Annotated in this window: 14 protein-coding genes and 2 pseudogenes; 3 read left to right on the forward strand and 13 right to left on the reverse strand. The window is 68.3% G+C overall.

Annotated features, from left to right (window positions below; translation table 11 throughout):
• A partial coding sequence (locus VGH85_07740) for a 2-deoxy-scyllo-inosamine dehydrogenase (protein ID HEY2173691.1) occupies positions 1-207 on the forward strand: 207 nt, incomplete at its 5' end.
• 31 nt (positions 208-238) lie between these two features.
• On the opposite strand, the gene VGH85_07745 is transcribed toward VGH85_07740, so the two are convergent.
• The 12 genes and pseudogenes from VGH85_07745 to VGH85_07800 form a co-directional block, all read right to left on the reverse strand.
• On the reverse strand, positions 239-1,186 hold the full coding sequence (locus tag VGH85_07745) for a dihydrodipicolinate synthase family protein (protein HEY2173692.1): 948 nt from the start codon (positions 1,184-1,186) through the stop codon (positions 239-241).
• Between the two features lie 72 nt (positions 1,187-1,258).
• Complete coding sequence (locus VGH85_07750; GenBank protein ID HEY2173693.1) at positions 1,259-1,747, reverse strand: pyridoxamine 5'-phosphate oxidase family protein; 489 nt, start codon at positions 1,745-1,747, stop codon at positions 1,259-1,261.
• 4 nt (positions 1,748-1,751) lie between these two features.
• Positions 1,752-2,360 (reverse strand): dihydrofolate reductase family protein, encoded by a 609-nt coding sequence (locus tag VGH85_07755; GenBank protein ID HEY2173694.1) that lies wholly within the window; start codon positions 2,358-2,360, stop codon positions 1,752-1,754.
• Positions 2,361-2,502: 142 nt separating this feature from the next.
• Positions 2,503-2,670, reverse strand: a pseudogene (locus VGH85_07760) (VOC family protein).
• 83 nt (positions 2,671-2,753) lie between these two features.
• Positions 2,754-2,975, reverse strand: a pseudogene (locus VGH85_07765) (VOC family protein).
• Complete coding sequence (locus VGH85_07770) at positions 2,944-3,339, reverse strand: pilus assembly protein TadG-related protein (GenBank protein HEY2173695.1); 396 nt, start codon at positions 3,337-3,339, stop codon at positions 2,944-2,946. The pseudogene VGH85_07765 and the gene VGH85_07770 overlap by 32 nt, the downstream one beginning before the upstream one ends.
• A 38-nt stretch (positions 3,340-3,377) precedes the next feature.
• Positions 3,378-3,869 (reverse strand): hypothetical protein, encoded by a 492-nt coding sequence (locus VGH85_07775; GenBank protein HEY2173696.1) that lies wholly within the window; start codon positions 3,867-3,869, stop codon positions 3,378-3,380.
• Positions 3,866-4,261, reverse strand: a complete 396-nt coding sequence (locus VGH85_07780; protein ID HEY2173697.1) for a TadE family protein — start codon at positions 4,259-4,261, stop codon at positions 3,866-3,868. The genes VGH85_07775 and VGH85_07780 overlap by 4 nt, the downstream gene beginning before the upstream one ends.
• Before the next feature lie 7 nt (positions 4,262-4,268).
• Complete coding sequence (locus tag VGH85_07785) at positions 4,269-4,487, reverse strand: hypothetical protein (GenBank protein HEY2173698.1); 219 nt, start codon at positions 4,485-4,487, stop codon at positions 4,269-4,271.
• A gap of 26 nt (positions 4,488-4,513) precedes the next feature.
• The gene (locus VGH85_07790) at positions 4,514-5,461 is read right to left on the reverse strand and encodes a type II secretion system F family protein (protein ID HEY2173699.1); all 948 of its coding nucleotides are present in this window, start codon (positions 5,459-5,461) and stop codon (positions 4,514-4,516) included.
• Positions 5,458-6,318 (reverse strand): type II secretion system F family protein, encoded by an 861-nt coding sequence (locus VGH85_07795; protein ID HEY2173700.1) that lies wholly within the window; start codon positions 6,316-6,318, stop codon positions 5,458-5,460. The genes VGH85_07790 and VGH85_07795 overlap by 4 nt, the downstream gene beginning before the upstream one ends.
• Before the next feature lies 1 nt (position 6,319).
• On the reverse strand, positions 6,320-6,970 hold the full coding sequence (locus tag VGH85_07800) for a CpaF/VirB11 family protein (protein ID HEY2173701.1): 651 nt from the start codon (positions 6,968-6,970) through the stop codon (positions 6,320-6,322).
• A gap of 22 nt (positions 6,971-6,992) precedes the next feature.
• On the opposite strand from VGH85_07800, the gene VGH85_07805 reads away from it, so the two are divergent.
• Positions 6,993-8,396 carry a recombinase family protein gene (locus VGH85_07805; GenBank protein ID HEY2173702.1) on the forward strand — a complete coding sequence of 468 codons (1,404 nt, stop codon included), beginning with the start codon at positions 6,993-6,995 and terminating at the stop codon, positions 8,394-8,396.
• Positions 8,397-8,539: 143 nt separating this feature from the next.
• Here VGH85_07805 and VGH85_07810 read toward each other — a convergent pair whose 3' ends face one another.
• The gene (locus tag VGH85_07810) at positions 8,540-9,271 is read right to left on the reverse strand and encodes a hypothetical protein (protein ID HEY2173703.1); all 732 of its coding nucleotides are present in this window, start codon (positions 9,269-9,271) and stop codon (positions 8,540-8,542) included.
• 722 nt (positions 9,272-9,993) lie between these two features.
• Here VGH85_07810 and VGH85_07815 point away from each other — a divergent pair.
• Positions 9,994-10,545, forward strand: a complete 552-nt coding sequence (locus VGH85_07815) for a hypothetical protein (protein HEY2173704.1) — start codon at positions 9,994-9,996, stop codon at positions 10,543-10,545.
• Positions 10,546-10,985: the final 440 nt, after the last annotated feature.

Genomic DNA, 10,985 nt, shown 5'->3' on the forward strand with positions numbered 1-10,985 from the left:
CCCTACGACGTCTTCCGCCGCGAGATCACGATCAAGGGCTCCTTCGCCGAGATCAACTCGTTCCCGGCCGCCATCGCAGCCTTCCGGACCGGTCGCGCCCGGACCGATGGGCTGATCACCCACCGGTTCAAGCTCGACGACTACGCCGACGCGCTCGAGGCGCTGCGATCCGATCGCACCGTCCACAAGATCGTCATCGAACCCTGAGCCGGAGCCGCGCTGGGATCCGAAGGGCGGCTCAGCCGCCGTCGACAGCCGACCGCAGCAGGGCAAACAGTCGCTCGACCTCGTCGAGGGTCTGAGGATCCAGGCCGTGGCCGACCGGGCCGCGCATCGTCGCGGTCGGGAAGACGCCCTGGTGGACGAGCAGATGCTTCTCGATCGCCACGAAAGCGTCGAGGCTCGTCTGCATCGACACCATCAGCGCCAGAGGGCCGGCGATGCGGTAAGCCCTGGGGTAGTCACCGGCCGACAGCGCCGCCCACATCGCGGACAACGCCCAGACGAGGTCACCGGCCGGCATGGTGCCGACGACGCCGCGGCGGAAGTTGTCGATCAGGTGCAGCCCACCGGTCCCGTCGAACGCCCGGGCTCTGCCATCGGTCGACTCGAGCAACCTGCTCAGCCGCGGTCCGATCGGCCTGGCCTCAGGCTTGAACATCACCCGATCCCCCAACTCGGACTGCAGCCTGGCTTGGAGCTCGATCGAGAGCGGAGCGCCGACGTACCCGCTCGCGTCCTGAACGACGAGCGGAACGGTCACACTGCCGGCGATGTCGAGGAAATACCGCAGTAGTTCGTCGTCCCCGACGCGGTAGAGCCCGGGCGGAGTAGCCATGACGGCGCTGGCACCGCTGTCCTCCGCGTGCCGGGCATGGCGAATTGCCACCGCGGTCGACTCCGCACCCACGCTGATCACCGTCGGCCCACGGCCGGTGGCGAGGTCGCAGGCCAACGCCGCCACCTCGTCGCGTTCGTCGGAGGCCAGCCTTGGAACCTCGGACACCATCGCGAACACCAGGCCGTCGGCACCGTTCGCGAACAGCCAGTCGATCTCGGCCTCGAGCGTCCGTCGATCGATCCGCCCGTCGGCCTCGAACGGTGTCTGAAAGACCGCGAGGACACCCGCGAGAGCGCGCCCGTCCGCACCGACGTAAGGGGATGGCAACGGGTCCTCCGGTCTCACGATCCGCCTCAATACGACGACCACATGGTAGGCAGCCGACCCGGCCCAGCCGCCCGGCGCGGGGCCGCCGCGCTACTGGACGCGGACTCGGTGGTCCTGATTGAGACCGTGCAGCGGGCACGGCTGACCCGGCTCGCGCGGGCACAGGACCCACAGGTCGGAGGCCGTCGCCCGGTACAGGCGATACGGCGACGATCCCGTCACCTCGTCGCGGGTTATCGGTGCCCCGCCTCGATCGCTGGGTCCGGGATACACCTCGAGGCCCCGGTCCACGTCGTCGCCAGTTAACGCGCGGGCCCCGCCGACCGCATACACGGCACGGCCGTGGTACGGCGCGACCGTGGGGTCGAAGACGACGATGCTGACCTGCGGGCGCCCGGCGAGATTGCGAGAGTGCTGGGCGTCGGTCATGGAGACCCAGTAGAAGTCCCGCACCTCCGCCGAGGTGAAGTAGACCGGGGAGGTCCACGGACGCCCGTCCGGGTCCGCCGTACCCAGGATCAGGTAGCGGTTCGCGTCGAGGAGACTCTGCGCATGCGCGAGAAGGTCGCCGTTCGTCATCGGCTCACGCGCCGGTGGTCGTCGACGTGGACAGCACCGGGTATAGCAGGTGGGTGACCCGGTTGCCCGGAACAACCCGCGGGTTGCCGAGCCGGATCGGGTCGGTACCCAGGTGGTCGAACCAGCGCACGCCGGCGCCCAGGAACACCGGCACCAGGTCGACCGCGATCATGTCCAGAAGCCCGGCGGCCAGCGCCTGCTGCGTGATCGTCGGGCTGGCCAGTGCCACGTCCTTGCCGCCGGCGATCTCCTTCGCCCGCGCGATCGCGGCGTCGATGCCCTCGGTGACGAACTCGATCGACGTGTCGGCCGGCCAGTCAGCCGGCGGCTCATGCGTCAGCACCACGACGGGCGCGCCCATGGGGTGCTGCCCGCCCCAGCCGTTTGCCTCGTCGAAGAGGCGCCGACCGGCAACGAGCGCCCCGATCCCGCCGACAGCCTCGTCCAGCAGCTTCGCGCTGTTCTCGTCGAGCTGAAAGTTGTACCGCGGGTCGATCTCCAACTCGACTTCGCCACCGGCCGTGTACCACTCGAACAGGCTCGTGACGCCGTCGGTGGGGTGATTGACGTACCCGTCCAGCGAGACGGACATGTTCGCGATCGTGGTGGTCATAGCGGCTCCGTTCGGTGCGATGCCACGCCCGGCGCGCGGCCAACACCCATGTAACGCACCCACCGCGCCGCACTCATCGGTCCACGGCGAGAAATTTCTCAGCCGTTGAGCTCGGCCGCTTTGCGCCGGCCCACACGTGTCCCTAGTCACTCGCCTTCCGACCGAGAACGCAGAACTCGTTGGCCTCCGGATCAGCGAGCACCACCCATTCACCTTCCGGCGTACGACGATCATCGACGAGCGTCGCGCCGAGACCGAGCAGCCGTTCGGCCTCGGCGTCGGGGGAGCCCTCCGGCCGAAGGCACACGTGAACCCGGTTCTTGACCGACTTGGGCTCGGGGACCGCGCAGAAAACAGTGTCGGCCCGCCGGCTGGGGCGATCGACGCCTCCGGGTCACCCGGAAAGTCGTCAGCGGCCAGCGGCTGACCGGTGACCTCGCTCCAGAACTGTGCCAGCGCGTATGGATCCGCGCTGTCGAAGACGATGTTGTGGACGGCAGATGCCATGAGACTCCTGAGCTCGAGGTGGAGCCAGACGCTACTGCGGAGGCTCACGCACCGCGAAGCCCATTTCCGCGCCGGTTCAGCCCCCGGGCGCCTGAATGGGTCGGGCATCGGCGGACGCCTGGCGGTCAAGCCCGTCGCCGTACCCGAACACGCCGCCGAACGGGATGTGCACCGTCTCCCGGCAGGTGACGCTGACCGAGCGGCCGTCGGTGCTCGCGCCGGCCGCCACTCCCCCATCGTCGCGGGCGACGTACTCATCGACCTTGGACTGCACGTCGCCGAGCGGGTAGGCGCCGCCGGACACGCCCGAGCCGTAGTAGGCCGCCCGGTCGAGCGCCTGCGCCCCGGCGATCGCCGCACCGTCGCACACCGACTCGAGGTCCCGCTGAGCGAGAAAGGCCCCGCCGGCCGCGATGCTGCCGGTGATGATCAGGCCGGCGACCGTGAAGCACAGGATGATCATGGGAATCATGGATCCGCGGTCACCGTGGGGCAGCCGACTGAACAACCTCACTGCGACCCCGGTCCGGAGCGGAAGTCGTCGACGTGGACGACGAATCGACCGGTCACGGTGTTGTGCCGCGCGCCGACGAAGCTCGGCACTCCGGGAATCGTGATGTGTCTCGTCACGCAGACCGCGAAGACCGCGCCGGGCGCCAACGGCGGCGGCACACGACTGGGGTGGTCACAGTCGCCGCCGGTGGGCGCCCAGCCGAGGGTGACGTCCGTCGCTGTCCGCTGGTCCTGCATCGCAAGCTGCGCGGCGTATTCGGCCCGGTCCAGACCGGAACCGGAGTCGCCGGCCGTCGCGTAGGCACGGCCGGCCTCGCGGGCGGCCTGGGTGACGCCGTAGATGTTGCGCTGCACGTAGGACGCGGCGAGCACGAGATAGATCAGCGGGATCAGCAGGATGATCCCGAGGAACACGAACTCGATCATCGCGTTACCGGACTGATCCGCCAGTCGAGCCCGGATCCGCGCCCACAGCCGACAACAGGTCACGGGCCCTCCTTCAGTGCCCGTGCCGTCACGTCCAATCCGGGCAGGCTGCCCAGCCAGGAGAAGACCAACGGGACGCTGCCACGACACCGGACCGTGACCAGCACCGAGCCACCGGCACCACCGGCAGGCTGTCCGGTGCACGCGATGCCGTCGGCGGTGTGGGACGAGAGGGCCTGGCCGATCACCTCGTCGGCCTTCGGCCCGGCGACGGCCGGGTTACGGCCGAAATCGGCGCCGTAGCGGGCACCCTCCGCGGCACTCGCAGCGACCACGTTGCGGACGTGCAGATAGAGCCCGACCTGCACCACGGCCATCAGCAGCGCGATCAGCAGCACCGAGACCATGAGGAACTCGACGACCGCTGCTCCGCCGTCACCGGCCGGACGGCGCACCGGCGGGTTACTTTCCGGCGTCGATGACGTTCTGGATCGCGCCTTTGACCGCAGGGATCACCGCGTCGCGGAACGGCACCAGGATCGCGACGACGAGGATCGCCGACATCAGGGTCACCATGACCCAGCCTGGTACGTCGCCGCGCTCGGCGTCGTCCCGACGTACGGTGTCGAACACACCGGACGCCCACATGCGTATCGACCACAGGACCATCTCCGGTCGCATGGTGTCTCCTTTCCCAGCGCTCACGGCTACCGCGCGAGCGCGACGATGCTGATGAATCCCGGATAGAGGGCGAAAAGCACGGTGACGGGAAGGATCAAGAAGACGACCGGCACCATCATGCCGATCTCTTTCTTTCCGCCGGCCTCGAGCAACGCCCGCTTGCCGGCCTCCCGGACGTCGGCGGCCTGCGCACGCAACACGTCCGCTAGCGGGGTGCCCCGCTCGATCGCCACGATCAGCCCGTCGACGAACCGCGAGAGGGAGTCGATCCTGGTGCGGTCGGCCAGCTCCTGCAGCGCCTGGACCAGCGGTGCACCGGCCCGGGCCCGCGCCAGGGCGTCGCCGAGCTCACGAGCCAACTCGCCACCGGTGAGCCGGCAGACCCGCTCGATCGCACCGGTCGGCCCCTCCCCGGCGGTCACGGCCAGCGCCAACAACTCCGCCACGACAGGGAATTCGGCGAGCACGGCCTCCTCGTGCCGGCGCACCTGCGCGGTGAGCCACCAGTCCCTGGCCAGGACGCCGGCCACGACACCGCCGAGGCAGAACAGCAGGCTCGACACCAGATTTATCCGACCGCTGCTCACGGAGAACGACGCCGACACGAGCACCCCGGCAGCGAGACCGACCGCGCCCCACAGGACCTGCTCGATGCGGAAGTCCTCGACGCTCGCGGACCGGTCCAGCACGCCGAGCCGACGTCGTACCGACCCGCGGCCGCCCACCAGGCGGTCGACGACCCGGGTCGCATCGGCGAGCACCGGGGTGAGCAGGCGGCGCAGCGGTTCGAGCAGGCCGACGGTCGGCCGGCCGTCGCCGCTCAGGAGCCGAGACGGCGGCGGGCTGTCCCGCAGGTACGGCGAGAGCCGGTCGGCGAGCCGGACCGGCCGGGCCGGCGGCGAGGCGGCGACCGCCATCAGCAGCCCGCCGGCCGCGAGCAGCCCGAGCAGCGCACCGGCGAGCACCGGGCTCATCGCAGCACCCGCCGCTCCTGTGGAAGCCGGCCGATGCGCACCATGATCCGGTAGGCGACGACGCATACGGCGCCGCCGGCGGCGAGCACCAGCGCGCCGGTCGGGGTGTCGTAGGCCGCAAGGGTCGTCGACTGGGTGGCGAGCAGGAGCAGCACCAGCCATGGCGCGGCCACGGCCAGTCGGGCAGCGTTGATCGTCCAGCCCTGCCGCGTCTCCAACTCGGCACGCGTGCGGGCGTCCTCGCGGAGGAACGCGGAGAGCGTACGGAGGACCTGGCCGAGATCGGTCCCGCCGACCTCGCGGGCCACCCGCAGCGTCTCGCAGATGCGGTCGCCGACCGGATCGGCCAGCGCATCCTTCAACCGGTCCAGGCACTCCATGAAGCGGCCGCTGGCCCGGTAGTCGGCGCCGAACCGGCGGAACGGTGCCCGCAGCTGCTCCGGCCCGCGACTGCCCAAGGACGACAGGGCCTCAGGCAGCGCGAGGCCGGCGCGCACGCCGGAGGCGAGGTTGTCGACGACCTCCGGCCAGACCTCCCGCAGCTCCACGCTGCGCTTGGATCGCAGCCGGCGAACGAGCGCGAGCGGTCCGAAGAACCCCATCACGGCGAAGCAGACCGCGATGGCGAGGCTGCTCGTCGCCAGCACGATGATGACGAGGACGACCAGAGAGGCCGCGAGTTGGATCAGGACCAACTGTGTCGACGTCACGCCTTCGACGCCGGCCTGCTGCAGGAGCTCGTTACGACGCCTCGACCAGGAGCCTGCACCGGTGGGACGCACAGAGGGCCGGGAAGAGACGCCGCGCCAGATCAACAGCAGACCGATCCCGAAGACCAGCCCCAGCAGAGCCCCCATGTCAGGCTCCGCGCCGGAGAGTGTCGCCGCGCCCCGGCTCGACGGATGTCCCGGAGAGCAGCGCGGCCAGGTCTATCCCCAGCCGCGAGAAGCGGTCCGGGTGCGGCGGGAAGCCGTCGGCGCGGACCAGTCGATCAGCACGCGTGGTGAAGATGTCCGCGGTCTCGATCACGTCGCCCTCGACCCGGCCGGGTATCCCGACGATCTCGCGCACCCGACGATGTCCGGAGTGGTCGGTGTCGGTGTGTACGACGAGGTCGACGCTGCTCGCGACCGTCGGCACGACGAAGCTGTGCCCGACGTTCTCGCCGGCGAGCAACGGAAGTGTGCACATCTTGACGACGGCCTCGCGCGCGGAGTTGGCATGGATCGAACACATGCCAGGCAGCCCGGAATTGAGGGAGATCAGCAGGTCGAGGCACTCCTCCTGGCGGACCTCGCCGACGATGATCCGGGAGGGCCGCATCCGCAGCGCCTCCTTGACCAGGCGCCGCAGCTGGATCTCGCCGGTGCCCTCGAGGTTGGCCTGCCGGGTCTGCATCGACACGACGTCGGGCAACGGGATGCGAAGCTCGAAGACCTCCTCGCAGGTCACGATCCTTTCCCGCGCGGGGATCGCCGCACATAGGCAGTTCAGCAGGGTCGTCTTCACGACCATTCGTTAAGCTGCCCCGGTGACAGCCACGCTCGGAGCAGTCGCGATCTACGCGCGGATCTCGCAGGACCGCGACGGCGACGGCCTTGGTGTCCGTCGCCAGCTCACCGATTGCCGAGAGGAGGCGAACAGGCGCGGCTGGACCATCGCGGAGGAGTACGTCGACGATGACATCAGTGCGTACAGCGGCAGGCAGAGACCCGCCTATCGCCGGATGCTCGATGACATCAAGAACCAGTTGCGCGACGGAGTCATCGTCTGGCATCTGGACCGACTACACCGCCGACCGATCGAGCTCGAGGAGTTCGTTCAAACCTGCACGACGGCGAACGTCTCGAGCGTGGTGACCCTCCACGGCGACTTCAACCTCGGGTCCGGAGATGGTCTGCTGGTTGCTCGTCTGCTCTCCGCCGTAGCGGCGAACGAAAGCGATTCCAAGAGGCGACGGGGAAGACGCAAGGCGCTGGAGGTCGCGCAGGCAGGTAAGCCAAACATGGGAGGGCCACGGGCATTCGGCTACAAGGACGACAAGGTCACCGTCGAAAAGGGCGAGGCCGAGGTCCTGCGGTCTTTGGCCGAGCGTGCCTTGGCCGGCGAAAGCCTGCCGTCATTGTGCCGCTGGTTGCATGAGAGCGATGTACGGACGGTCAGCGGCAAACCGTGGCGAACGCCCGTACTGCGACAGCTTCTCCTCAACCCCCGATACTCAGGCCTTCGGACCAGTCACGGTGAAGTCATCGGGCAAGCCGTGTGGCCGGCGATCTTCCCAGAGGGCGTGGGCGAGCGACTGCGTGCGATGCTTACGGACCCCACCCGACGGACCAACCGGGCGGCGCGCAGTTATCTGCTTTCGGGCATGTGCCGGTGCTCTCGTTGCGGCACCAAGATGTACTCGATGATGCGATACGACACCCGGCGATACCTTTGCAGGTCCGGTCACGACTTCGGCGGGTGCGGCCGGATGGCCATCAACGCCGGGCCACTCGAAGAGCTCATAACCGGAACCGTCCTCTACCGCCTCGACACCACTGAACTCAGCGCGGCGCTGGAAGGGCGTGCGACAAGCGCCGCCGACAACACCACACTTCAAGAGTCGATTGACGCCGACGTCGCCCAGCTGGAAGAACTCACCCAGCTGTACGCCACGCGGACTATCACCGCAGTTGAGTGGATCCAGGCCAAGCGCCCAATCGAAGGACGGTTGAACGAATCTCGCCGCCGGCTGGCGCACGCCGCCAGAGCGAGCGTCGTGAGCGACTACATCGGCAACGGCGACGCCCTACGACGCCAATGGGCGGCACTCAACCTCGACCGACAGCGTGCCATCGTCCGCGCCATCCTGGACCACGTCGTCATCAGCCCCGCACGACCCGGCATCCACTATGTCGACCCCGGCAGAGTCACCCCGGTCTGGCGGTTGTGACGACTGACCAGGGGTTCGATTGCGCGCAGCCCCGGGCCGCAACAAGGAGACGACCGCATCGACGACGGCCGGTGAGCTCACCTTCACCGGTAGCCCTTGATCTGCGCAGGACCGGTCGACGAGGTCCCGGATCTCTTGCGGGTCTACGCAGCCCATGACGCCCACACCGCCGGCGGCCCCTGCCACTGCTCCTCCTGCGACGACCACCACACGTAGTCCGGTGGCCGCGCCATCTGGTAGATGGCGATGGATAACGCCTCGGTTCCGGTGTCGGCGTGAAACGCAACCCGCCGCGGCTGGAAGCCCTGAGCGACCTCGTACCTGTGCAGGCCGGCCAGGGAATCCTCGGGCTCCTTGGTGACGTACTTGGCCAGGTATCGCGCTGCCAGACGACTCTCGTCGAGCCGACCCGATCCCACCGGCAGGTCACCGAGCAGCTTGATATGGACGAAGCCATGCCCCCATGCGCGCTCGACCGACGAGCGTTTGATGTAGCGGCCGACCGCGAAATGCAGGTGGAGACCGTGCCCGCCAGGATGCCACTCGGGCACCCACAGGTAAGGCATCGCCTTCCCACCCACATCCTCGCGAAGCGACCGGAAGAACACGCCTGCGTCAACCCGGACCTGCTGCGGATCGTGACACCCCTCGCCGCCATAGGTCAGGGTGCCGAGGCGGTTGAGCCGATTGCTGGCGCAGTAACGGCGCACCTTGGTACGCGCCCGCCGCCCCGCCTCCGCTCTAGCCCGATCCGGGTCTGCAGGGCCGACGCCCCGTGACGGCGGCGGCCCGGTGCCGCGCAACGATCCCCCGGCCTCGCCGGCGTCCGGATACAGCGACACAACCCATCGGGCCTTCGCAGGTGGCTCCCGCACCACAACCCCTTTGGGCGTACCGCGCGGAGGATGCGGCCTTCCGCGCGGTACGCCGTCCATGAAGGGCGGGACCAGGAGGTGGACTCACCGACGCTTGGGCCGCTCAAGCGACGAGCCACAGCACAGATCAAGCAGCGGAAGCAATTCAATGTGTTGTGTGCGGCTCGTTGTCAGAAGATGCGGCCTCTAGCCGAGTGCGCCGGGAGCCGACCCCGGCAATCCGTCAAGTAGATCCAGTGTTGGTTCGCTGCCGTAGCCACGATGGCGCGCAGGTCTGACAATTCCGGGATGCGACGCGAAGCAGCGTCCAACAGCCCTTCGTCTTTGACACACCAGCTCAGTGGAGCATCGCGCATAGCAACTGCTCACTACCTTCAGGTGGCGGGCAACAGACGCGGGCTACTAACAATTCACCCTCACGACAACATGAGTATGTGGCTGGTTACCCCTGCGGACGCCGACAGCTGAGGCAGCTGTGTGGGGTCGACTTCAGTCTCGTCGAGCAGCCTCGGCGGCTCGCGGGTGTCGTCGCGGAAGCGAGGCCGAGGAGGGTCGCCATGCGGCCGCGGGAGCGATCCGGACGATAGGAATGCAGAGTCTGACTGTTGTTGACAAGTACGCGGGTGAACGGTGGATCCTCGATTGCTGGGCACCTGAGGGTCATGTCAGATGGATCGTTGGTGACGGACAATCTCGGTTGTCCGGGATGCGAAGGAGGCGAGATGTCGCGTTGGTTACTGGTTTTCGCCGGGTTGGCGGTCATCCTCGCCTTTGTGCTGCTCGGTAACACCGCCGCAAAGACCGGCCAGGCCGGCCAATTGACACGCCCGGCGCCCGCCTCGTCGTCGCCGGCCGCGGGTCCGGCTGCCGGCGGCGGCCTTCCGGTCGGCCCGCCGCACACGGGAGCTCCCGGTCACGGCTACGCCACGTTGGCGGGCGCGATCTCCAAACGGCTGCGGTTCAGCGCGGTCACTTGTATCCGCAGCCCCAACGCGCCGGACGGGCTGTTAGCTCGGGGGTCGACGAGCCTTGCCGCCGGGATCCCGAACACGCTCGGCGTGAGCACCGATACCTCGACGCTCCGCAGAATCGAGCTGAAGCTGACCTCCGGTCAGGCGTGGAGCGACGAGCGGATCCGAACACCACCCACTGTGCGGCGCACCGGAAAGACGCTGACCTTCTCCGGCCGCCTTACCCCGGAGAGCGGCACCCATGGTGGTTTGGTCACCGTGACCGGTGTCCTCACCTGCACGTCAATCATCACCCTGGGCTGATCATTGGCCCGTCCCCGACCAGGTTGCGGCGTCTGATCCGGTCGCTGCAAGCCCATCGGACGCTGGGCAACTCCGCCGTCGGGCGCCCAATTCCGACTGGGACCCAAGCGATGGCCACCCAGACGACCTGAACGCGGCCGCCTCGGCAGACGATGATCATGACTTCCCGAGGGATCGGCCCGATCGGTGATGCCATCTCCGAGCGGAAACTGGCGCACCCAGCCTGCTTCGCTGCATCTTCTGCGTGGACGCCTTTCGGATCATCAGCCGATCGCGGCCTGAAGTACTCAAGGACAGGCAACCGTCCCGCGCCGCGTGTTTCTTCGTGCGCGGTGGCGCGACGTCGGCCACCATCCGACGACCGTCGGTAAACGCAATTGACAACGGGTGTCATTATCAGATTAGCTCAGGTAGCGCGCCCGACCGTACGTGCGCGGATC

The sequence above is a fragment of the Mycobacteriales bacterium genome (assembly GCA_036497565.1).
In the GTDB taxonomy this organism is placed as follows: domain Bacteria; phylum Actinomycetota; class Actinomycetes; order Mycobacteriales; family QHCD01; genus DASXJE01.

What these genes read in the sequence shown, in the direction of transcription:
- VGH85_07750 (HEY2173693.1), bottom strand. Translation starts at nt 1,747, where the DNA reads ATGACGAACGGCGACCTTCTCGCGCATGCGCAGAGTCTCCTCGACGCG.
- VGH85_07755 (HEY2173694.1), bottom strand. Translation starts at nt 2,360, where the DNA reads ATGACCACCACGATCGCGAACATGTCCGTCTCGCTGGACGGGTACGTC.
- VGH85_07770 (HEY2173695.1), bottom strand. Translation starts at nt 3,339, where the DNA reads ATGATTCCCATGATCATCCTGTGCTTCACGGTCGCCGGCCTGATCATC.
- VGH85_07785 (HEY2173698.1), bottom strand. Translation starts at nt 4,487, where the DNA reads ATGCGACCGGAGATGGTCCTGTGGTCGATACGCATGTGGGCGTCCGGT.
- VGH85_07790 (HEY2173699.1), bottom strand. Translation starts at nt 5,461, where the DNA reads ATGAGCCCGGTGCTCGCCGGTGCGCTGCTCGGGCTGCTCGCGGCCGGC.
- VGH85_07795 (HEY2173700.1), bottom strand. Translation starts at nt 6,318, where the DNA reads ATGGGGGCTCTGCTGGGGCTGGTCTTCGGGATCGGTCTGCTGTTGATC.
- VGH85_07815 (HEY2173704.1), top strand. Translation starts at nt 9,994, where the DNA reads ATGTCGCGTTGGTTACTGGTTTTCGCCGGGTTGGCGGTCATCCTCGCC.